At 38.9% G+C, this 22,565-nt stretch carries 23 protein-coding genes, 1 tRNA gene and 1 riboswitch; of the genes, 8 read left to right on the top strand and 16 right to left on the bottom strand.

Translation table 11 applies throughout. From position 1 onward, the window contains the following. Positions 1-230: 230 nt before the first annotated feature. The 3 genes from NSU19_RS06125 to moaA form a co-directional block, all read right to left on the bottom strand. Entirely contained in the window at positions 231-1,319 is a 1,089-nt protein-coding gene (locus NSU19_RS06125) for an XdhC/CoxI family protein (protein WP_339199269.1), read from the bottom strand. 11 nt (positions 1,320-1,330) lie between these two features. Next, the gene (locus NSU19_RS06120) at positions 1,331-2,083 is read right to left on the bottom strand and encodes a helix-turn-helix domain-containing protein (protein ID WP_339199267.1); all 753 of its coding nucleotides are present in this window, start codon (positions 2,081-2,083) and stop codon (positions 1,331-1,333) included. Positions 2,084-2,230: 147 nt separating this feature from the next. Continuing rightward, entirely contained in the window at positions 2,231-3,250 is a 1,020-nt protein-coding gene (gene moaA / locus NSU19_RS06115) for a GTP 3',8-cyclase MoaA (protein ID WP_339199265.1), read from the bottom strand. Positions 3,251-3,716: 466 nt separating this feature from the next. Here moaA and NSU19_RS06110 point away from each other — a divergent pair. After that, positions 3,717-3,789, top strand: a tRNA-Val gene (locus tag NSU19_RS06110). Positions 3,790-4,597: 808 nt separating this feature from the next. Here NSU19_RS06110 and NSU19_RS06105 read toward each other — a convergent pair. From NSU19_RS06105 to NSU19_RS06070, 8 genes are all read right to left on the bottom strand, one after another. Then, positions 4,598-6,523, bottom strand: coding sequence for a TRAP transporter permease (locus NSU19_RS06105; protein ID WP_339199972.1), 1,926 nt, complete (start codon positions 6,521-6,523; stop codon positions 4,598-4,600). Between the two features lie 37 nt (positions 6,524-6,560). Then, positions 6,561-7,079, bottom strand: a complete 519-nt coding sequence (locus tag NSU19_RS06100; protein WP_063387530.1) for a DUF1850 domain-containing protein — start codon at positions 7,077-7,079, stop codon at positions 6,561-6,563. A 73-nt stretch (positions 7,080-7,152) separates the two neighbouring features. Next, positions 7,153-8,160 (bottom strand): TAXI family TRAP transporter solute-binding subunit, encoded by a 1,008-nt coding sequence (locus NSU19_RS06095; protein ID WP_339199261.1) that lies wholly within the window; start codon positions 8,158-8,160, stop codon positions 7,153-7,155. Positions 8,161-8,328: 168 nt separating this feature from the next. After that, a complete protein-coding gene (gene metC, locus NSU19_RS06090; RefSeq protein WP_339199259.1) occupies positions 8,329-9,492 on the bottom strand; it encodes a cystathionine beta-lyase in 1,164 nt (387 codons plus the stop codon). Further along, entirely contained in the window at positions 9,485-10,600 is a 1,116-nt protein-coding gene (locus tag NSU19_RS06085) for a methionine biosynthesis PLP-dependent protein (RefSeq protein ID WP_339199257.1), read from the bottom strand. Before NSU19_RS06085 ends, metC begins: the two co-directional genes overlap by 8 nt. A gap of 116 nt (positions 10,601-10,716) precedes the next feature. Then, positions 10,717-10,854: riboswitch (SAM riboswitch) on the bottom strand. A 1,233-nt stretch (positions 10,855-12,087) separates the two neighbouring features. Beyond that, positions 12,088-13,098 carry an aliphatic sulfonate ABC transporter substrate-binding protein gene (locus NSU19_RS06080; protein ID WP_339199254.1) on the bottom strand — a complete coding sequence of 337 codons (1,011 nt, stop codon included), beginning with the start codon at positions 13,096-13,098 and terminating at the stop codon, positions 12,088-12,090. A gap of 17 nt (positions 13,099-13,115) precedes the next feature. Continuing rightward, positions 13,116-13,874, bottom strand: coding sequence for an ABC transporter permease (locus NSU19_RS06075; RefSeq protein ID WP_094245366.1), 759 nt, complete (start codon positions 13,872-13,874; stop codon positions 13,116-13,118). Then, the gene (locus tag NSU19_RS06070) at positions 13,858-14,643 is read right to left on the bottom strand and encodes an ABC transporter ATP-binding protein (protein ID WP_063387523.1); all 786 of its coding nucleotides are present in this window, start codon (positions 14,641-14,643) and stop codon (positions 13,858-13,860) included. The genes NSU19_RS06075 and NSU19_RS06070 overlap by 17 nt, the downstream gene beginning before the upstream one ends. A 174-nt stretch (positions 14,644-14,817) precedes the next feature. Between NSU19_RS06070 and NSU19_RS06065 the strand changes: the two genes are divergently transcribed. The 5 genes from NSU19_RS06065 (at position 14,818) to NSU19_RS06045 (ending at position 18,207) form a co-directional block, all read left to right on the top strand. Beyond that, positions 14,818-15,549 carry an alpha/beta hydrolase-fold protein gene (locus NSU19_RS06065; RefSeq protein WP_339199251.1) on the top strand — a complete coding sequence of 244 codons (732 nt, stop codon included), beginning with the start codon at positions 14,818-14,820 and terminating at the stop codon, positions 15,547-15,549. Between the two features lie 61 nt (positions 15,550-15,610). After that, positions 15,611-16,129, top strand: coding sequence for a YjcG family protein (locus NSU19_RS06060; RefSeq protein ID WP_094245364.1), 519 nt, complete (start codon positions 15,611-15,613; stop codon positions 16,127-16,129). Next, positions 16,129-16,563, top strand: coding sequence for a GNAT family N-acetyltransferase (locus NSU19_RS06055; RefSeq protein WP_339199249.1), 435 nt, complete (start codon positions 16,129-16,131; stop codon positions 16,561-16,563). Before NSU19_RS06060 ends, NSU19_RS06055 begins: the two co-directional genes overlap by 1 nt. 217 nt (positions 16,564-16,780) lie before the next feature. After that, the gene (locus NSU19_RS06050) at positions 16,781-17,455 is read left to right on the top strand and encodes a DUF421 domain-containing protein (RefSeq protein WP_339199246.1); all 675 of its coding nucleotides are present in this window, start codon (positions 16,781-16,783) and stop codon (positions 17,453-17,455) included. A gap of 284 nt (positions 17,456-17,739) precedes the next feature. After that, on the top strand, positions 17,740-18,207 hold the full coding sequence (locus tag NSU19_RS06045; RefSeq protein WP_339199244.1) for a hypothetical protein: 468 nt from the start codon (positions 17,740-17,742) through the stop codon (positions 18,205-18,207). Between the two features lie 332 nt (positions 18,208-18,539). Here NSU19_RS06045 and NSU19_RS06040 read toward each other — a convergent pair whose 3' ends face one another. From NSU19_RS06040 to NSU19_RS06020, 5 genes are all read right to left on the bottom strand, one after another. Next, positions 18,540-18,797 (bottom strand): stage VI sporulation protein F, encoded by a 258-nt coding sequence (locus NSU19_RS06040; RefSeq protein ID WP_327862843.1) that lies wholly within the window; start codon positions 18,795-18,797, stop codon positions 18,540-18,542. A gap of 169 nt (positions 18,798-18,966) precedes the next feature. Continuing rightward, positions 18,967-19,107, bottom strand: coding sequence for a YjcZ family sporulation protein (locus tag NSU19_RS06035; protein WP_327862842.1), 141 nt, complete (start codon positions 19,105-19,107; stop codon positions 18,967-18,969). 135 nt (positions 19,108-19,242) lie between these two features. After that, complete coding sequence (locus NSU19_RS06030) at positions 19,243-19,419, bottom strand: hypothetical protein (RefSeq protein ID WP_339199241.1); 177 nt, start codon at positions 19,417-19,419, stop codon at positions 19,243-19,245. 10 nt (positions 19,420-19,429) lie between these two features. Beyond that, positions 19,430-19,582 carry a hypothetical protein gene (locus NSU19_RS06025; RefSeq protein ID WP_327862840.1) on the bottom strand — a complete coding sequence of 51 codons (153 nt, stop codon included), beginning with the start codon at positions 19,580-19,582 and terminating at the stop codon, positions 19,430-19,432. 76 nt (positions 19,583-19,658) lie between these two features. Continuing rightward, complete coding sequence (locus NSU19_RS06020; protein WP_327862839.1) at positions 19,659-20,126, bottom strand: hypothetical protein; 468 nt, start codon at positions 20,124-20,126, stop codon at positions 19,659-19,661. Between the two features lie 272 nt (positions 20,127-20,398). Between NSU19_RS06020 and NSU19_RS06015 the strand changes: the two genes are divergently transcribed. Then, on the top strand, positions 20,399-21,118 hold the full coding sequence (locus tag NSU19_RS06015; protein WP_339199238.1) for a hypothetical protein: 720 nt from the start codon (positions 20,399-20,401) through the stop codon (positions 21,116-21,118). 397 nt (positions 21,119-21,515) lie between these two features. Continuing rightward, positions 21,516-22,553 (top strand): hypothetical protein, encoded by a 1,038-nt coding sequence (locus NSU19_RS06010; protein ID WP_339199236.1) that lies wholly within the window; start codon positions 21,516-21,518, stop codon positions 22,551-22,553. Positions 22,554-22,565 lie beyond the last annotated feature (12 nt).

Here is a 22,565-nt window from a genome sequence, read left to right as displayed (position 1 = left end):
ATATCACCCAAAACCAATCGGTTTACTTATTTCACAGAAACTTCAGTTCCGAGTTAAGACAGCAACACTACCGCTTAACTGAGATTTTTTACTTACATCCACGGTATTTTGGTTAATACCTTTCCAATAGATGGTATTAATAGATTGTGTTTGACCATCCGCTTTAAAAAAACTGCAGCTGACAACACAACAAAATATGTTTTTTTACCTTTATGACTGATGTATCTTTTTTAGGAATAAGCCATTGCCGCCAGCTCTGATAATTTCTTTCCTGTTCCGCCTCTGTACACCGTCATAATTTCAGCCAAAATACTAAAGGCAATTTCTTCCGGTGTTTTCGCTCCAATATCAAGACCGATAGGACTATGAATTTGCCGAATAGAAGGATGAGCCTTTAGAGTTTGGCTGCTTTCAATTAATTGGGCAGTTCTTTTTTTCGGACCTAAAAGGCCAATGTAAGCCGCATTTGAATGAATGATGGATTCTAATATTTCTTGATCGTGCAAAAAATTGTGTGTCATTATAATGACATATGTGTTTTCATTAAACGAAACGTCAGGAACAGACCCTTTAGGATAAACTTGGATAAAATCAGCATCAGGAAAATTATTTTCATTGCAATAAGTAGGACGATGGTCAAGAACAGTCACAATCCATTTCAAGCTTTTCGCCATTTTGACAAGCGGAATGGCATCAGGACCTGCGCCAAAAATCTTTAAGTGTGGTGGTGGACTTAATGATTCATAATATACGTACAATTCTTTTTCACCACCTAAATAAACCATTTCATTTTTTAAATTGTTTTTCCGATCTTGATAATCATGAGCAATTTCAGAAACGGTAATAAGTGAGTCGTCATTACTTTGCAAAGGGTCTAGGATCCACATTTTTCCTTGAAGATTTTCATCTTTCGCATTCACGATCGTGACAGCGTGTAATTGTTTTTGGAGGGATTGTGAAAAATATTGATCAATCACTTCTGTCCTTTCAGGCTGCTTTTTTGGCAGATATGGTTGTAAAAAAATGTTCATTTTTCCATTACAGCCGACACCAAGTCCCCAAACAATATCCTCTTCTCCGTAAAAATCATAGTGGAGAACTGCCGGTTTTCCCGTTTCGAGCACTTTTACAGCATGTTCCACAATATCTGCTTCGACGCAGCCTCCGCTTAAAAGACCTGTTAGCTTTCGATCTTCTGATACGAAGCATTTTGCCCCTGTCTTTTGGTAGGTAGATCCTTTTGTAGAAATAATGGTTCCAATAACACCTGATAACCCTTCCTTTTTGCAGCGTTCCAATTCCTTTTTAATCGTAATCACGACTTCACCTCCTATTCTTCAAAATGAAACTGCTCCCGATACTCTCTTGGCGTCTTCCCAACCATTTTTTTAAAAGCGGTTGCAAAATAGCTTGCATTTGAAAAACCGGTATTGTTAGCGATAATTTCAATCGGAAGACTCGAAACTCTAAGCAGCGTTTTAGCTTTTTGAACTCTAACAAACGATAAATATTCCACAAATGTCATACCAACTTCTTCTTTAAACAATCGGCTGAAATAAGATGGACTTAAATATACTTGATTTGCTACTTCTTTTAGAGTAAGAGCATAGCCATAATTCATTTGAATAAACTGAATGGCACTTTCGATCGGATTTTTTAAGTCAGAGGAAAAATGACTTTTACCATTGATGGTTTGATTAATTTCTTTATTTAATCCTTGGGGCAAAATCCGCTCAAATGTATCAAGCAGTTCATTTTTGGAAAGCGGTTTCAACAAATAAGCTGAAAAACCTGAGTTGATCGCTTCCTGAACAAACTCGAACATTTTTAACTGAGTCACAACAATCACGGGCAAATCTGGATACAGTTGCAACGCTGATCTCCCTAATTTAATACCGTCTATATCTGGCAAGGAGATATCCACAATGAGTATAGTCGGTCGATTTTGCTTTAAAAGGATCATACCTCGTTGAGATGTACTTGCTTCATAAATGGAAAGAAAGCTGAATTTACTATCTTCAATAATTGACTTTAAATCCTTCCGAGCAGATTTATCATTATCAACAATTAATACATCAGCCAATTGCTCCCCTCCTTGCTTCTATATATTAGATAAAAATGTATTTTAATGGTTTAAAAATTTTGCGATTTCAATTTTAATTTTTTTCTCTTTCGAATTTTCTAAAAAAAATAAAAAACAATCAGCATTTCATCACCAAACGCCGATTGTTTATCCTCCTATATATGACATCTCAATTTTATTTTTGTTCAACATACCTTTGTTTTCTGTACGTTCAACAGAATATTGATCTTTACGATTTTGCCAAACACGTTCAATAGCCATTTTGATTTCTTCTGGACTTTTTCCTGAACGAATGAAATCCCGTAAATCAAATCCTTCGTGGGCATATAAACAAGTGTACAGCTTTCCGTCTGATGAAATACGCGCCCTCGTACAGCTTGAACAAAATGGTTCTGATACTGATGTAATAAATCCGATTTCTGAACCTGTGTCTTGATGACGATATCTCTTGGCTACCTCTCCAAAGTAGTTTTCATCAATTGGTTCAATGGAATAAACAGAACTAATCATCTTTACAATATCTTTTTTTATCAAGACATCTTTCATATTCCAGCCGTTTGTATTGCCTACATCCATAAATTCAATAAATCTTAATGGAATCCCCTTGTTTTTAAAGTATTCCGTCATCGGCAAAATTTGGTGATCATTTACTCCTTTTTGTACAACCATATTTACTTTAACCGAAAATCCGATCGATACAGCATAATCAATATTTGCCAAGACCGTTTTTGCTGATATATTTCGTCCATTTAGACGGCGAAACGTATCGTCATCAATTGCATCAAGGCTGATGTTCAATCGGCGAAGACCTGCTTCATACAATTTTGAGCCATACTTTTTTAAATACACGCCGTTTGTTGTCAAACCAATATCATGAATTCCTTCAATTTTTGAAAGCATGGCAATTAGTTTATATACATCCTTTCGAAGAAGCGGTTCGCCTCCCGTCAGCTTAATTTTCTTCACGCCAAGCTCAACAAAAATTTTCGTGAGCCGGGCAATTTCTTCAAACGTCAACAAGTGATCCTTCGGAAGGAATTGATAATCGTCTCCGAATATCTCTTTCGGCATACAATACGTGCACCGGAAATTACATCGGTCGGTTACAGAAATACGCAAATCGCGCAAAGGGCGGTGCCTCTGATCCAAGACTTGGTCTTTTTTCATTTTTTATCACATTCCTTTATAAGGATTTTCAAAAATGATCGATATTATAAATGTTATCCTATCAAATTATTAAAACGATTTCAAAAATATTGCATAAATGGCAAAAGGACACTCCTGTTTTTCGTTTTTCTTTCCTATCATTTTGTATAACAAAGAGGACTCCTTACAGATTATTTAGATAAAACGAAAAAATAACTACTGTTACACTTTGTCGTCAATCAGAAACAAAAACCGCCGGTAATCCGGTTGGTCGTTTCGTATAATTTATAATTCTCAACATTTTGTGCTTCTATTAAAAGCACTTTCTTTTATCAATTTAGATTCTAAGACCAGAAGAGCTTATCAATGATTAAAAACTACAGCAAGTAAAAAAACTTGCATATTATGGCTTGACATATTTTTTTAACAACATTACAATAGATATTGTCAAAAAAACGCATTAGAAATTCATCTGTTTTGTTAATATGATTCCGTAGCTCAGCAGGGAGAGCGCCACCTTGACAGGGTGGAGGTCGCTGGTTCGAGCCCAGTCGGAATCATCATTAAAAACCTTAGTATGACGTGGTTCTTGTGAAATACAAGAATCGCGTTTTCTTTTTCTCTTTTTTTTGTCGACTTTTTAACGGCGAAACATTAAAATATCAGGTTTATTCAACAGACTATTTAACTTAAATTTTCGTTTTCTATCGGATTTCATTTTGCCGTCTAGGTTGATATGCCGCTCCATTTCCCCCCTATTCGTGACATAAAGCGGTTTTTCTTAAACAACATTTTGAATTTTGCAGCACAAAAATAAATCGGACTCACAATGTTCGTACCGAAAAGGGACGATCTTACTGGATTGATAGAAAGTTTGCATACTCAACAATTGGAAAAAATCATGCTATAAAATGATCGTTATGAACCAACAAAACTCGCATTTCAAATCATGCAGTCTAAAACGGAAAAATAAGTTTTCTGCAGGCTCTTTTTTTATTTATGATATAAAACTGTCCCGCTATCAACCGCTTACACACGAGCAGCCGTTCCCCAAAAGATTTTTAGAAGCTTGCTGTATTTTCAATTTTGTTTGCCCCTTTTTCATTTTTACAAGCAATTCAGCCTGTCAAAAAACCAGTTTTATTTTTCGCATAACAAAACAAGCTGAATCATATCATCCTTTTGGAGAACGTCTTCTGCAAATTTATGGATCGATTCCAACACATCTCTTTCAAGCTCCCCGACTTTCATCCTGATTTTGTTCGTTCCAATGTGAATGGCTCTCCGCGTTTATTCTGCGTCTCAATGATCCATCTGTAGAATCATGTTCTAATCATTGGATCGATTCTTCATAACAACCTGTCTTCTTTATATGCTTTCACCTTTCACTTTTTGATCAGCTCCGTATTTCCATATATATTGAAACGCATATAATGCGATGAAAATGATGAGACCTGTTATGTCTGAAAAACGTTCTGGATAAATCAGCAACAGCCCGGCCACGACCGCGGCAATTCGTTCAATCAAATGCATTTTTCTCATCCAATATCCGATCATCCCGGCTCCAATTGCGATCATTCCGCAAAACGCCGTAAAGACTACCCATAAAATTCCAAGCCATGTCGTATCAATCATTAACATTTGCGGAGACAAAACGAAAATATACGGAATGATAAAGGCGGCGATTGCCAATTTTGAAGAGTGAATTCCCGTTCGGATCGGTTCTCCTCCTGATACACCGGCTGCGGCAAAGGCTGCAAGAGCAACTGGCGGTGTAATGTCGGCAATAATCCCGAAGTAAAACACAAATAAATGTGCAGACAGATCAGGTACCCCCAACAAAATAATCGCTGGTGCAGCAATCGTTGAAGTAATAACATAGTTCGCTGTAGTCGGCGAACCCATTCCAAGAATCAACGAAGCTATCATCGTCAGCATTAATGTCGGAATGAGATTGCCCCCGGCGATATCAAGCAGCCCGTTGGCAAGCTTCAAACCAAGCCCGGTTTTCGTCACAACGCCGACAATAATTCCAGCAGCGGCTGTTGCTGCCGCAACCCCTAACGCTGTACGGGCGCCGTCGACGAGCGCTAATACAATATCCTTAAATGTCATCCGATTCTCACGATTTAAAAATCCAGCGACAATCGAAATGACTATCGAATAAATGGCAGCATGTGTAACGGTCACTCCTGACATTAGCAAAATAATAATAACAACGATCGGGGCTAACAAATGCAGTTTTTTCAAAATTTCTTTCCGATTCGGCATTTCTTCTTTTGACAAGCCTCTTAAACCGATTCGCTTTGCTTCAAAATGAGTCATGATCCAAATCCCTGCAAAATATAGAATAGCCGGAATAGCTGCCGCTTTGGCAATGTCCCAATACGTAATGCCGTTTCCGATAAATTCAACCATTAAAAACGCAGCTGCCCCCATTATCGGCGGCATTAACTGACCGCCTGTAGATGAAGAAGCCTCCACCGCTCCTGCAAAATCTTTGTTATAACCAAGCTTTTTCATCATCGGGATGGTAAACGCGCCGGATGTGACGACATTGGCAACTGAGCTTCCGCTGATCGTTCCTTGAAGAGCGCTGGAAAAAATAGCTACTTTTGCAGGACCGCCAATTCTGCGCCCTGCAACGGCAACGGCCAAATCATTAAAATATTGACCAATCCCAGTTCTAATTAAAAAGGAGCCGAAAAGGAGAAACAAAAAGATAAAGGTTGATGACACTCCAAGCGGGGTTCCGAGTATTCCTTCCGTCGTAAAAAACATCGTTTGCACAATCCGATCAAAACTAAGTCCGCTGTGTTGAAGGAAATCCGGCATATAAGGACCGAAATAAGCGTACGCTAAAAAAAGAAGAGCGATGATGGTGATCGGCAAACCCACTGCACGGCGCGTTGCCTCTAAAACTAGCAAAATAGCGATGATGCCAATATAAAAATCCGTTTCTGTAAGCATCCCTACTCTCATGACAATATCGTTAATAAACAGCGGCCAATACGCCCCCACGACAACGCTCAAAAGCGCAAGGATGATATCATACCAGGCCACTTGAAATTTATATTCTTTCCTCTTTTTTCGATTAGCCGGAAACAAAAGAAAAATCAAAGCAAGCGCAAAACCGAGATGGACAGAGCGCTGGATTTGCGCTGTAAAAACACCGAAAATTGATGTATACAACTGAAACAGCGAAAATGCCAATAATCCGGCAAATGCGATGCCGCCCAACACTCCTTTTAGTTTCCTCGTCCCGGCTTCAGGATCATATTTTTCCATCAGCATTTGCTGCTCTTCTTCTGACAGTACGTCAAATTTCTCTTTACTCACGAATATTCACTCCTTTCACCTGCTGCCAAATACTGATTTTTGCCGGTTTTATTCTTACCCATGATCCGGGTCCAAAAAAATCCGCCAATTTGTAGCTAATACCTTGATAAACAATTCGGTGATCGGCCTGTACTTGTCCAATTCTCAAATCAATATAGGAAAATTCTCGCTCCATGTTTTTTATAAAAAATTTTCCATCCTTTTCTAAAAATTTCCCCTCCCCTTCCACATTAGAAGGCATTCCAACAGCAAAATTTTCATACTCAAGTTCTGTCTGAATGATTTTATTATTGCGTAATGTATATGTCTCCTTCACATCCGTAAGATGGATGGAATGAGTGTACTGAATTTGAAACAAGTCATCATCACGGACAGGCAGATAACCTAATAAGTCATTCTGATCTTCATGATAAAAAGCGATGGCATTTACAATAGGAAGGAAAAATAAAAAAACGTTGATTGTCATAAAAAGGGGAAGACAGATGAACAAAGCTTTCATCCTAGCTCTCATGAAAATCCCCGCCTAAAATGGAGTTACATAAATGAAATCGATAGACCGTTTAAAACGGCCTATCTTTGATGCGTTATGGCTGGATTCCTTTTTCTGAAAAATACGTTTCAGCCCCTGGATGAAGCGGCAAATTGCCTATTCCATCAAGGGCTGCCTCCGCTTTGATTAATTTGCCTTTTGCGTGAGTAATTTTATTTGTATTTTCAAAAATCGCTTTTGTAATATTGTATACGGCATCTTCATCCAATTCGCCGCGGACGACCAGCATCGCTTTTACAGCGACTGTTTTTACGTCCTCAGGAATTTTATATGTCCCCTTTGGTACTGTATCTTCAGCATAGTAAGGATATTTTTCGATCAATTGTTTGATTTTGTCATCGGCAATCGGAATTACTTTAATTTCTTTTTGTGCTGAGAGCGATTCAACTGCAGCCGTCGGTGTCCCTGCAGTAATGAATGCAGCGTCTATGCTCCCGGATTGAATGCCGTCCGTTGATTCGTCAAAAGATAAGCTTTGCGCTTTAATATCATCAAAGCTTAATCCATGAATTTCTAAAATTTGCTGTGCGTTTGCATTCACTCCAGACCCAGGGGCACCAACGGAAACCGACTTGCCTTTCAAATCTTCAACAGAATTAATGCCGCTACCTTTTGTTGTAATAATTTGTACCGTCTCCGGATATAAAGTCCCAATTGCTTTAACATTGTCGACTTTATTGTCTTTGAACATCAATTCACCGTTTAATGCATAAGCAGCAATATCAGTTTGCGAGAACGCAATATCAGCTTCACCATTTTTTAGCGCTTGCATATTTTCTGCAGATGCTCCTGAAGATTGTGCATTTGCATTAAAGTCCGTTTCTTCCGAAATAATTTGCGCCATCGATCCGCCGAGCGGGTAATAAGTTCCTCCTGTGCCTCCGGTTAAAATGCTTAACGTCTTGCTTCCTGCCTTTTCCCCGCTTTGATTGGAGCCATCACTTTTGCTGCTTCCTCCTTCGCTGTTATTTCCACACGCAGAAATGATCATTATGAAAAGAAGAGCTGTTAAGAATATAAGTCCGCTTCGCCATTTGATCATTGATACTCCCCCTTTTTAAATTCGTTTGACTTTGGGTGCATTACTATCATATTAAAGAACAAATGAAAAAATGTGGGATAATATGTCAGCTAGATTATCAACATAAAAAAAAGACAGGAATTGTCGGTATTCGACATCTCCCTGTCTTCTATTAAGGTAAGAAAAAATTTATTGATAGGCCAAAACAGTAGAAAGACCAGACTCCAAATCATTTTTTAAGTCTTCAAAATTTTCTAGCCCTACGCTTAATCGAAGAAGACCATCGGTTATCCCTCTTTTGATCCGTTCTTCTTTCGGCATCGCGGCATGGGACATTTTAGCTGGATACGACAAGATCGATTCAACTGCACCAAGGCTGACTGCAAAAACAGGCAGCTGAACATGATCAGCAAGAATCTTGACCGCTTTTTCATCTTCTAGTTCAAACGATAAAACCGCTCCACCGTTGACACTTTGCCGCAAATGAATATCTGACCCTGGGTGATCGTGAAGACTTGGATAGTACACTTTTTTAATGGCAGGGTGCTTTTTCAAAAATTCTGCTAATTGAGAAGCTGTTTTGACGGATTGATCCAGCCGCACATGAAGTGTTTTTAACCCTCTTAATACAAGCCAGCAATCATGCGGGCCGAGAACAGCGCCGAAGGCATTTTGAAGTTTGTAAAGCGCTTCGCCAAGCTTTTCATCTTTCACAACTGCCAGTCCTGCCAAACAGTCGCTATGACCTGCCAAAAATTTTGTTGCACTATGTAAAACAATATCGGCCCCTAAATCGAGAGGCCTTTGCAAAGCCGGAGTCATAAATGTATTATCAACAAATGTTAAACAGCCATTTTCTTTTGCAAGCTGCACAATTGCTCGAATGTCCGTCACTTTTAACAGCGGATTCGAGGGCGTTTCAATGTAAATCACTTTTGTGTTCGGACGTATATTTGCTTTTACGGCATCAAGGTCCGTCATATCGACAAACGTATATTCAATGCCAAAGCGCGATAAAACATCGGCAACGATCCGGTATGTTCCGCCGTACACATCTTCTGTGACCAAAACATGATCACCGGAAGAAAGTAAAAGAAAAGCTGTTGATATAGCGGCCATCCCAGAAGCAAACGCAAAGCCTCTCACTCCGCCTTCCAGTTCGGCAATCGCCTCTTCCAACGCTTTTCGTGTTGGATTTCCTGAACGGCTGTAGTCAAATTCAGGAGATTCATCCAATGTTTGCTGATGAAACGTTGACGCTTGCTGAATCGCCACGCTGACAGCACCGGTTGTCGGGTCAACCTTATGTTTATTATGAATCAATTTTGTTTGAAAGCTCCATTGGTCATGCATTTAGTAAATCCCCTTTCGCAGCTGCTTGCAATGCCTGCTTGAGATCTTCCTTCAAATCCTCCACGCTTTCAATCCCTACAGAAAAACGGAGAAGCCGGTTGCATACACCGTTTTGAATTCGGATTTCTTCCGGAATGTCCGCATGTGTTTGGGTAGCTGGATACGTTATAAAGCTTTCTACCCCTCCAAGGCTTTCCGCAAAACAGATTAATTTCAGATTCTGCAAAAACGGGTTGACCCATTCTTCTTTTTTCACACGGAAGGAAAGCATTCCGCCTCTGCCAGGATATAATACATCATCAATTTCAGGAAGCTCTTTTAAATATGCCGCCAGCTCCCTTGCATTTTCCTGATGTTTGGCCATTCTCAATGATAAAGTTTTCATTCCTCTAAGCAGCAGCCACGAATCAAAAGGAGATAATACCGCACCAATTGCATTTTGATGCATGGCTAATTTTTCGCAAATTTCTTTCCCTTTTGCACAGACCAGGCCGGCAAGGACATCGTTGTGACCGCCTAAATATTTCGTTGCGCTGTGAATCACGATATGCGCTCCTTCTTCAATCGGACGCTGCAAAACAGGCGTGTAGAACGTATTGTCAACGATCAGCAGCAAATTGTGCTTCCGGGCCAATTCCGCCAATGAGGAAATCGATGTTTCCTGCATAAGCGGATTAGTGGGCGTTTCTAGAAAAATCGCTTTAGTATTTTCGTTTATTAATGATTCCGTATATTCGCGAGACGTAAAATCGTCATAGTGGAAGGAAAGACCGTATTTTCGCCACTCTTCTTCAAACAAGCGGTATGTCCCGCCATATAAATCTTTTGAAACGATCAGTTCATCTCCACTTTTAAATAAAGCCATAATCGTCTGAATCGCTGCCATTCCGGAAGAAAATGCAAATCCTTGATCGGCTCCCTCCAATTTGGCTATGCCGTCCTCGACAAGCTCTCTCGTTGGATTTTTTGTCCGAGTGTAATCATAACCTGTTGATTCACCTATTCCTTTATGCCGGTAGGCTGTGGACAAATAAATGGGTGCGCTTACTGTTCCTGTAAGAGCTTCACTTCGATTTCCTAATTGGGCCAAAACTGTTTCAATATTCATCTTTGACTTTCCTCCTTTTTTAGTTAGTAAAAATGTGCTGCTTTCATTGCCTGTAGAGGAGGCTTGAAAAATAAAACGCCCTCTTCATAAGAAGAAGGCGTTTATTGTTTGGCTCCTTCTTATCTTCCAAGCATATCTTACGGCAAAATGCTTGCTGGATTTAGCACCTTGGTACAAAGGTTATCATGCCGCCGTCCTTGTACCGGTTGCTGAGACTTCTTCGGGCCAGTTCCCTCCGCCTCTCTCGATAAGAATTCCGATATGAACTTTTGATAGGTATAACTTTACCTCAGTTTTAAAAAAAATTCAAGACGTTTCCTGCCAACAATTCCGATAATTTTGATTTATTTTCAGTAAAACTAAAGAAAAATAAGAACATTCTTTAAATAACCCGTCGATTCTTGAAATGTTTTTTTGCGAAAGCCAAAAGGGAAATTTTTTTGTATGGATCACCTTTAATCCTCCATCATTTCAATAAAAGCGGTTTTATTTTCCCTGAGGCTTCCTAAATTTTGAATTGATTTTAAAATGCAAATATCCAATTCGGAAGCTGTCGTATTTTTAAGAAAAATTGTGAACGAGGTGATCTTCTTTAGAGGAATTGGAAAATTTTAAGAGAATTTAATAAACAGAGAATGAAACGATTGAATTGGCAAACTAATCGTTTGATAAATTTTTCGCCAACTTCTGTCAAACGAACCCGTATTCCATATAGCAGCTGAACGGAGAACGAAGATGCGATATTTGTTTTGCAGGTGAAGCTGGAAAGCAAAAAAGATGAACATAAACGATGCCGTTGGAAAATTTGCTGAACATTCTTTACTGATGCGCCTTCTCTTTTTTATCAATATTATGGAAAGGAAAGACTGTTTATGATGCTGTATATAATCGACAGCATTCGAACCAATAATTTTCATGACGAGCAAATGATGGGGCAAATCAAAACTATGTAGGAAAACGCTTTCTAAAAACTGGAACATCATCAAAACAATGTGTACGGAATTTATTATGATTATGAAAGCGACTACAGAGGAGATTATTTATTAAGCATTGCAATTGAAGAAAATAATGGGGAAGCTTTTAATTGAAATCCCGAGGAACATGAAAATAAAGTTTTTCAAGTAGATAAAACGGACGAACAAGGCATGTTTAAAACTTGGAGTAAGATTTGGAAGCAAGAAGAAACTGGTTTAATAGAGCGTGCTTGAAAAATACAGCCTAAAGCCCAAATGGAGAAATTGAAATTCATATAGCCATTAAGTAATGGCAAACAATGTTAAAAAATGGGAGCTTAGTCGAGCGAATTAGATAAAAGCTCTCGCAACAGCGGAATCCCAATATACAGGCATAGTCATAAACAACTTTCGGGATAAGCCCTGTTTTAGCAATTGCTTCATCTTGAATGAACATCAACAAAAAATGGAAAAATAAGCCCCCTATCCAGAAGCCGCATAGTTTCAAAAATCTTCTGTATAGGGGGTGATTGCTTAATTCAAAAAGCTTGTATCCACAAGACCTTTAAGATTCGGTTTTTCTTTTAAAAATTTCAAGTCGTAAGAAGAGTTGGAAAAGTCTTGAAGAACTTTTTCATCCACTTCGGTTGTATAGCGGACACGTTCCCAAGCACTGTCAATAATTTCTGGGTCAAGCTCTTGATTTGTTATATCTTTAATTGATTGAATGGCAATATCGCGTGCTTCCTCTTTGTTTTCGTTGATGAAGTCGACAGCTTTTTTGTGAGCTTTGACGATATTTTGAACTAAATCTTTATTTTCTTTAATAAATTTGTTGCTTGTCACTAAAACAGTGTTCGGGAGTGTAGTGCCATAGGCGATGTCTTTCGTATCGACAATCACTTTCGCTCCATCTTTTATTAATAATGAAGCCCAAGGCTCAGGCACAGCGGCTAAATCCACTTTTCCCGATTCAAAGAAAGCTTGATATTGAGCCGGGTTTCCGGTTGTATGCTTTAATGTGCCGCCGATTCTTGATGAAGCAATGTCGTAATCTTGCAAATACGTTTCAAATTGGACATCGTGAGTGCAGCCGACACCAGGAGTAATGAATGTTTTATTATGAATATCATCTAAGCTTTCGATTCCGCTTTTTTTGCTTGCCACGACGACAGTGCCCCCAGATGACGCACCAGCAATAATTTTCACATCTGCACCATTAGAATAGTTATTCATGACAGGAGCTGGACCAACAAGCCCTGCATCAATTTCGCCTGTTTTCAACGCTGTCATAAAAGCGCCGCCATCCGGAAAAGTTTTATATTCAATCTCTACTTGATCCCCAAGCGCTTCTTCATAGTAGCCCTTTTCCTTCGCAATCATCGCCGGAACATGGTCAATGTTTGGAAAATAGCCGATAACTACTTTATTTTTTCCGCTTTCTTCTTTCCCTGATGCTTCATTTCCTCCACCGGCTCCGCAGGCAGATAAAATACCGATCAGCAGCAAGGAGATAAATGATAGCAACAAACTTTTTCTCTTCATAATCTCAACTTCCTCCTTTATTGTTCAAGCAATCCCCATTTTTTCATCACTTTCTTTTCAATTCTGCTGAAAAAAACTAAATCTACTAAAATTCCAATTAAGGCAATGATAAATATAATGCCCATCACTAACGCCATATCGCCAAAATCTGATGCGAATTTTAACGTATAGCCTAAACCCGGGCCGGTGCTTAACAGTTCGCTACCCATCAGGCCTCTCCACCCAAACGCCCAAGCAAGCCTTGCACCAGTTACTGCATGCGGGATGGCTGCTGGAAAAATCACGTGTGTAAACAGAGAAAATCCGCTGTAATCCATTGTCCTTGCCGCATTTGTATATATTGGAGGAACGCTTTTAATCCCTGTCCGCATATTCAATGTCATCACAAGCGTTCCACCGAGCACGACAATAAAAATGATCGCTTTTTCATTTAAACCGAACCAGATGATGGCTAGAGGCAGCCAAACGATGCTCGGCACGCTTTGCAACGGCAAAATTAAAGAGCCAATGGTATCATCAATTACTTTCGATTTTGCAAAAACGACGCCTAACACTGTTCCAAGAATAAGTGCAATCACAAGCCCGATTGCCAGCCGCTGAAAACTTGCCAGCAAATCATAAACAAGAGTTAGATCAGCAAAACCGTTCCACAATGCCTGAAAAATATCGCTCGGAGCCGGAAAGACGACAGCCTTAATATTTAACAACTTGACGATTGCTTCCCATATACCCAGTGCGGCTGCATAAAAAATGATTCGTTTAACGACCTGCTGCATAACTTTCTTCCTCTTTCACTACTTTATCAATTTCTGACTTCAACAGCTTTTGAATGCGCTCTTCATATTCAGCAAGCTGCTTTCTAAATTCATCACGTGGTCTCGGAAAAGACACTTCTATTTCATCAATAATTCTCCCAGGCCTTGTACCCATGACGATAATACGGTCCGATAATTTTAACGACTCTTGGATGCTGTGCGTAACAAAAAGAATTGTTTTTTTCGTATCGATCCAAATTTTTTCCAACACTTCGTGCAGGCGTGATCTCGTCTGCTCATCCAACGCTCCGAACGGCTCATCCATTAAGAGCACCTCAGGATCCATCGCCAAAGCTCTTGCGATCGATACGCGCTGCTGCATGCCGCCGGAAAGCTCGTGCGGAGAATGCTTGGCATATTGGCTTAATTGAACCATGGCCAAATATTCGTACGCCTTTTTTTTCGCTTCTTCCTTCGGCATTTTTTTCTTCAGCGGAAACATGACATTTTCCTCAACTGTCAGCCATGGAAAAAGGGCTGCCTGTTGGAACACTACTCCCCGGTCGCTTCCAGGTCCCTTTACTTCCTTCCCGTTTACCAGCACTTTTCCCGATGTGGGGGCTGTTAACCCGGCAACAATCGATAATAAGGTTGACTTCCCGCAGCCAGAAGGACCAAGAATAGAAACAAATTCTCCTTTCTGCACAGTCAAATCAATTTGGTCAAGAACCGTTTGGGAGACGCCATGATGTTGAAATGTTTTTGAAATATGCGCAATTTGGACAGACAAAGTAATTCCCCCAGTATATGATCATTCTTACCTATCTTATCGGATTAGTCGTTATCATTATATAAGCATTTTTTATTTTGTCAACCTTTTTATTTGTTGGAGACTTTTCAAAAGAGTGATAAAATAATGAGAAGTCCAGCCTAACTGGTAATTAGTCATTTTGGAGGAATTGGTATGGCCCAAAAAGTCGCACCTATTAAAGAAGAAACATTTTTTAGCAAAGAGCTGGGGGAAGAAGTTTCTTTGCTCATATTTTTGCCGACTTCTTTTTCTCCATTATCTCATCATCATCTTCTCATCGCCCAAGATGGTGGAGACTACTTTAAACTGGGAAGGATCGCGCGTTTTGTTGAGGAATTAACAGAGCAGCAAACGATTGAAGATTTGATCGTCGTCGGCATTCCTTATAAAGACATTCAAGATCGAAGAAGAAAATATCATCCCGATGGAAGCCAGTTCAACAGCTATATCCGATTTTTAGCTCATGAATTAATTCCTGTTTTAGAAGAACGTTTTCCACTTTTGCCATTAGGAAGAGGCCGTGCGCTTATCGGTGATTCTCTGGCTGCAACCGTTTCACTTATGGCAGCGCTGTATTATCCGCATACATTTGGAAAAGTGATTATGCAATCACCATATGTGGATGAAAAGGTGTTAGAAGCGATCGATGCTTTTTCACAGCCTTCTTTATTATCTATTTATCATCAAATCGGGAAACAGGAAACGAGCGTAAAAACGACCGATGGGAAAATAATAGATTTTTACACAATCAATCAAAAACTTCATGAACGAATGGAACATAAAGGATTCGAATGCATTTATGAAGAATTTGACGGCGATCACCGCTGGACATATTGGCAGCCGCTGCTGAAAGACATATTAAAAAAAATGTTTGCTGTATCATGAAAATTGATTCTTTAAGTTGTTATAATAAAGAATACGAGTAAATATCAAGGAGGCCAAAAAAATGAAGTACGGAATTGTGTTATTTCCTTCAAAAAAGTTGCAAGACATTGCCAACTCATATAGAAAACGTTACGATCCGCATTATGCGCTTGTCCCTCCTCATTTAACATTGAAGGCACCGTTTGAAGCTGACGAAAAAGAAATTGGCGATATTGTGAAAGAACTTAGGAAAATTGCGAAACAAGTGAAGCCTTTTAAACTCTCTGTCTACAAATTCAGTTCATTTGCTCCTGTCAATAACGTTATTTATTTAAAAGTTGAACCAAATCCGGAATTAACAAAATTGCATGAGCTTCTCCATCAAGGAAAATTTAAAGAGAAGCCTGAATACGCTTTCGTACCTCACATTACAATTGGACAAAATTTATCGGATGATGAACATTCTGACGTTCTCGGCCGTTTAAAAATGTTAAAAATTCAACATGAGGAAACGATTGACCGATTCCATATTTTGTATCAATTAGAAAACGGCTCATGGACTGTTTATGAAACATTCCTGCTTGGAGAAGGACGAGATTGATGAAGGCAGTCAAAGCTATTAATGAAAAACAACGAAATGATGCTTTTTATGTTAGAAAAAAAGTGTTTGTAGAGGAGCAAAACGTTCCAATTGAAATTGAGCTCGATGAATATGAAGACTTTGCCGAGCATGTCGTGCTTTATGACGACAATCAGCCTGTAGGAGCCGGCAGGTTTCGTGTTATTGGCGACACCGGAAAGCTTGAGAGAATTTGTGTTCTGCCACAATACCGAGGAAAAGGAGCGGGAAATATCATTTTGGAAACACTTGAAAAACTCGCGGCCGAAAAAGGATTAAAGAAAATAAAATTAAACGCTCAAACACAAGCGGAAAATTTTTATAAAAAGCATGGATATCAAACCGTTTCCGATATTTTTATGGATGCGGGCATTCCTCATGTCACGATGGAAAAAACGTTACATCCACATTCATAAAGCTGAAAAACAAACGAGGCCGCGAATTGCGGTCTTTCATTTTGAAGGGTCAGAAAGCGTGAAAAAGAGGTTAAAAATCCCTTCATTACATTCAGATCAATTTGAATGTTTCACCATTTTCTCCGCCGCACACCTTCCCATAGTTTTTAAAAAATGTACATGAATTTTGGCAGTTGGGACAACCTAACCATTACCGATCTTAGCAAAGGTGATGGGAATGGAATTTGTAGGAATTGCCACTGAACTGATTTTCGGATTCTTTGCCCTTTTTCTTCTGACAAAAATACTAGGTAAAACACAAATTACGCAAATCACGACGTTCGATTTTATTTCTGCACTCGTTTTAGGCGAGCTGGTTGGCAATGCTGTTTATGATGTGAAAATGGGGATTGAAAAAATATTATTTACGGTCGTGATATGGGGAATGTTAATCTATTTGTTGGAATTCATCACACAAAAATGGAGAAGAACCCGAGGAATACTGGAGGGCGCTCCGTCAATGGTCATCCACAAAGGAAAAATTTTACGGGATCAGCTGAAAAAAAACAAGCTTGATATGAACCAGCTTCAACATTTGCTAAGAGCAAAAGGAGCTTTTTCGGTCCGTGAAGTGGAATACGCAATTCTTGAAACGGACGGCACAATCAGCGTATTGAAAAAATCGGAATTTGATAAGCCGACCCGAAGGGATTTAAATCTTTTATCTTCGCCTGCTACCATACCCTACACGATTATTATGGACGGCGAAGTGGTTAGTGAAAATTTAAAGGAAGCAGGTTTCGATGAAAAATGGCTTCAGCAGCAGCTTCTCGCTTACAGTGTGGAAGACGCGAAAGATGTTTTTTACGCGGAATGGGATCAAAACAACGGATTATTTGTCCAAAAATTTTAGCTTGTTTCGAAGCATATCATGAAACTCATGTATGTGCTTTTGCTGGAAATTGAAATATTTTCTTAGATGGAATAAATAACACTAAGTTGAGATTTAAGTTATAATTGACTTATAAATCTTAATGGTTGATGTTTATTTATGCGTACAAAAAACCGATTAACTCCTATAGATACAAAGTATTTTCGTCCTGAAATCACTCATTGCTCCGATTGTGGTGAAAAACTTACATATTGCCATCCAGTTTGGAGAAAACCATTTCCACTTTAGATGGTGAATTCAAGATCGTGAATATGGGATATCGCTGTGAAAACCCATCTTGTTCTAACACAACAGTTTATCGTTCGGCACAAGCTGAACATTTAAGTATGAAGCACATTACTTATGGTATGGATGTCATTGCATATATTGGCCATTTACGCTTTAAAGAACATAAAGCACGAACAGAAATGGCTTCTATTTTGAAAGAGAAGAAAGTAAAAATCTCAGACCGTCAAGTACAGAAACTTTATGAACGTTATGCTTTATTACTTCGAGCCAATGTCAAAGAGACTGTAAAGGATGATCTCCAAAAAGTGGTCAATGAACATGGCGGGATCATATTGTTTATTGATGGAGTTCAACCTGAAAAAGGAAATGAAACCTTATACGTGATTCGAGAGGTCCTGAGCGGTACGATTTTGGCAGCTCACAATTTAAAGAGCAGCGCATCTCAAGAACTTATGGATTTCATACGGCCAGTCTTAGCCGTCTAAGAATATTTTTCATCCATTCTAACATTTGTTTCGCAGTTTTCGTTTCGCATAATCTGCTGTTGGCTGAACAGCTCTGCTATCTTAATTGGCAGAAGTCTGGATGGAAAAAAGCTGCCCTATTTTCTCTTTTCCTTCCATGCTGCCATAAAGCAGAAGTGTAAAACAATCGGCATCGCCAAACAAGGCCATCATGCCCGCCACTCCATGTAAAGCGGGTGCACAATCTTAAGATAGCCATTAGGCAGTACGCCGAATGTAGTCCTCTAGCTCTTGTGGGGTTTTATAACCAATGCTGCTATAAAACCGTCAGCGGGAGTACTCCCGCTGACGCGCTATTTTTTCTTATTGTCCAGCATATTGGCGATGGTGTTAAAATCCATATTCTCTTTTCCATTTACAATCGCATTGACAATTTTATTTTCTAATTCTCTTGAAACCGGCCGATTTGCCAATTGTGCAACCCGCTTGATCACTTTTCTGACGGTTGCTTCATCGTTGAAATTGGAATTTTGCAAGGAATTGGCCAGTTCAAACACATCTTTCATATTGACGCCGGTTTTTTTCTCAATATTTTTAAAAATATGATCCATTCTGAAATTCGTCCCCTCCTAAATTGTCGAAATGTCCTGTATAACAGGCTTTAATATTTTATGAAAATGAAATGAAAACGTGATGAGGAAAAAGTATAGTCCGCCTTCTAAAAGGCGGACATCCATCCGTGACCAGCACTCACCATTAGTTTTGTAAAAGACTTACAGATTAATATTTAAAACAGGAACAACCGACGATAATCAACAAGATGAATAAAACGACGATTAGCACAAAGCTGTTGTTATGAAAACCGCCGCTATAAGGATAGCTGTATCCGCCGTATCCTCCATATCCGCAACCAAAGCCCATTTTTCTGCACCTCCTCCTTTATTCATCACTATACAGTATGAAGCAGTTCCTCATTTGGAGTGGACACACAAGATGGGCAAGTGCGGATTTTTTAGTGAGGTTTCAACCTGTTTTGGTTCACTTTTCGTTTCCCTTTTAAATATGTTTTTCCATGTTTTCGATCTCTTTTTCAAATTTTACCGCCGTTTTTTCAAGGTCTAAAAGCTCACCGTCTTTTTTCATCATCCAGCTTAAACATTTTTGCTGAACTTTGTCATGGTCTTCGTATATACCTTCTATCCATTTGACGAATTCCTTTTCTAGCTTGTTCATCTTTCCCTTTTTAAAATCCTTTTTTCCCACAGCCGCAGCCACCGGAACTCGATGAGTTGTAAATTTTTATGTCGGATGGGTAAGCTTTCTTTTTCATCATCTTCTTTTTAAAAACATCTCCTTTTGCCATTGAACCGGAATAAACCTTTACGTTTTTTTTCAATGTGCTTCTCCCCTTTCTTCCAAAAAATAAGAACCTTATTCCATTCTATGAAGAATAAGGTTGATCTGTGTTCCTTCTAATCGTTTTTGGCCGCATCATCCATCATCAAAAAATGAAATTCTCTTTGGTTGTTCTTTTCGTTTTTTTCTTTTATAAAATATTCTTTCCACTCATGAGGTTCAACTCTTCCTTGAATAGCTTTCGTTTCTTTTAAATTTCGGAAAAACCAATCTCCCTGCTTCTTTTCATCAGCCTTTTTTTCATATTCATACGGATGGTGATTTTTTTCAGCTAATTGCTTTTTTAACGCCTCGATTTTTTCTAAAAGTTTTTTTTGTTCCTCCCACTCATGATTTCGATCATTGCTTTGGCGGTGCTGTTCGATCGTTTCCTTTAGCTTCTCGTTTTCTTTGATGATTTTTTCAAGTTCCCGTTCTTTTTCCTGCAATAATATTTCTAATTCTATCGATTCTTTTGCTTTTTCTTTATAAAACGAAAGTTCCGCTCTCATCCGCTGCAAAAATTCTTTATTTATTTGCGCCATCTTCCTCACCCCTTACTGTAAATGTATGAGCTCAAATGAAAAATGTTGACAAAAGCCCAGGAAAAAGATGCATATGACTTTTGTATATTGACATGTGCGTATAGGCAAATATAGAGATTCTCTCTCATTGCTTCAAAGAAAGGGATTTTTTTAGCAAAACAAATTCAAAATTTCCGCTCCTGTCACTGCACATTTAACCAGTTTGCTCATAATATACAGTAGTCCGACACCTAAGAAGGTTTTGGAAATCAGAATGATTAGGAGGTAACAGCATGAGCCATTTGGGACATGATACAGAAAGATTATGTATTCGCGTTCCGAAAGTTTATGACTGGGTGAGCCGTCAAATTGATCTTCCTCAGTTAAGCTTTAGAGATTTATCATCCATCGGTTTTGATTGCGAAGGAGTGACAGGTACATCGGAAGATCCGTGTGCGCTGTATGATGATGGGCCTGTAAATGTCAATTGCTACTTGTCAGACAGTTTAGGAAATCCCGTTGATCCAAATTCTCCAAACGCTATATCAGTGACAGAAATTGTTCAGCCGCAAGGTCGTCAATCAGTAGTCGTTCATTTGCCAAGGGATGGAAAAATTACCCTTCAAAAAGTAAGAGTGCTCATCAGAGGGTATATTGTCGTTACTCTCTCCGATTTGCAAGGATCTGTCACTTGTGTGTCAGATGCTATTCCATTTGCAACGGTTCAAACCTTCTTCCTTTGCGCACCACCCGGCACAACATTAAACAGCCATGTTTCCTTTTTTGAAAGCGACGCGAACATGATTTGTGATAATACATCATTCAGCCAACTAGATATTTCCATCATGATTTGTCTAGATGTGCAAATGGAAGCCCAAGTGAAGCTTGAGGTGGAAGGGAAATTTTGCAAACCCCGTCGCGAACTGCCTACAACTCTTACATGTTCGGCCGTGCAAGTTCCGCCGCAATGTCCGGAAATTTTCCCTGGTGACGACTACGACTTGGATGTCTAAATCAACTGGAAAAGGGGATGTCCTCCCCTTTTTATTTTTCCTCTCATTTTTCCGGGAAAGTGTTTAAAGAAGTGAACATACATATGTATAGAAAAACTGTTCTTTCAAAGATGGTTTTGTTGAAACTTAAACGAGAACAGCGCTTTCGAAAGTTTTCGTCCCTTTATACGGATTTTGAACCGCTTATGCGCCAAATTCCGTATACATATGGGATTTAAACCAATGATCAGAATCAACTGCAGGCTTGGTCAAAATCAGATAGAATGACTAATTTCTTCCATTTATATCCTGTTACAATTATGTTTTAAAAGCGCTTCTTTTTGAAAGAAATGGCTAATAACTGTTTTCTATTTTCAAGAAAAAAGCAAAATATTTATTTGTCCGAGGAGGCGATTCAATGAACAAAACAAAACGGGGCAAACAGGATTATTTACAACTTCAGCAGCAGCTTATCCACTATAAGTCCGAAATTTCGAAATACAAACACGAATTGGCAAGCGTTCAGAATAAACTTCTTCAAGAACGGGAGAAAACAGAATATTACAAAGCAGTCATCCGAACCGGCGAACAATATCGCATCGCAAAAGAACAATTTGAACAAGAAATCCAATACGTTCAATCCAAATTGAAAGAAGCTGAAAAAAATGCTGAGAAGATGAACATGCAGCTTTCCATTGTTGAAGAGGAACGAAACGACCTATTAAAACTGTTAAAAGCAGCAGTTACTAACCTATTAAAAGAAAAGCAATCTTCTGACGAAAAGATCAATCAACTATTGTTGGAAAAAGAACGATTGATTACACAACTAGATAAAAGGCTTGAAAAAGAACAATTTCGCATCGATTTATTGACAGCTGAACGAAATGAACTTTTAAATACTTCTCAATTTTTATTCCAATCACTATACGAGAAACACGTTGAACAAAAAGAGGTTGATGCGGTAGGAAAGGAAAACACCGCCTTTATGGACGACCCGATTCGCGCTCGTTTTATACACTCGATTGTTCTTCCTCATGAAAACGGTGATCCGGTAACGATTCTTGGCCATGCCGAGATAGAAAACATTACAGAACAAACTTTGCACCATCCTGTATTATGCATTAAAATCCACCCTCATCAACATGTTCAATTCAGCGGAAAAATTATTACAACAAAAAAACAAAACGAAAATGATTTCAACTATAAAACTGATTCTTCCATGGAATGGAAGTATTTGCACCCTGAATGGCGAAAACAAATTCAAGAAAAAGGGGAATACTGGCTAAAACCTAGTGAAAAAATGGCGATCGAACCATACGAAAAAATTTCCTTTGAAGGATTTCACATTGTTTTCCCTTTAGATGATTTCGATGAAGCGCTAGTCATTGAAGGTTTTGTATATTGCCAGGAAAAGAAAAACGGCATTCCATTTGAAAACAAAATTATTATAAATTAAAAGGCGGTCATG

The sequence above is a fragment of the Aeribacillus sp. FSL k6-2211 genome, from assembly GCF_037966125.1.
GTDB lineage: Bacteria > Bacillota > Bacilli > Bacillales > Aeribacillaceae > Aeribacillus > Aeribacillus composti.
The sequence above is the reverse complement of the archived record's forward strand: the minus strand, read 5'-3'. Positions and strand labels throughout refer to the sequence as shown.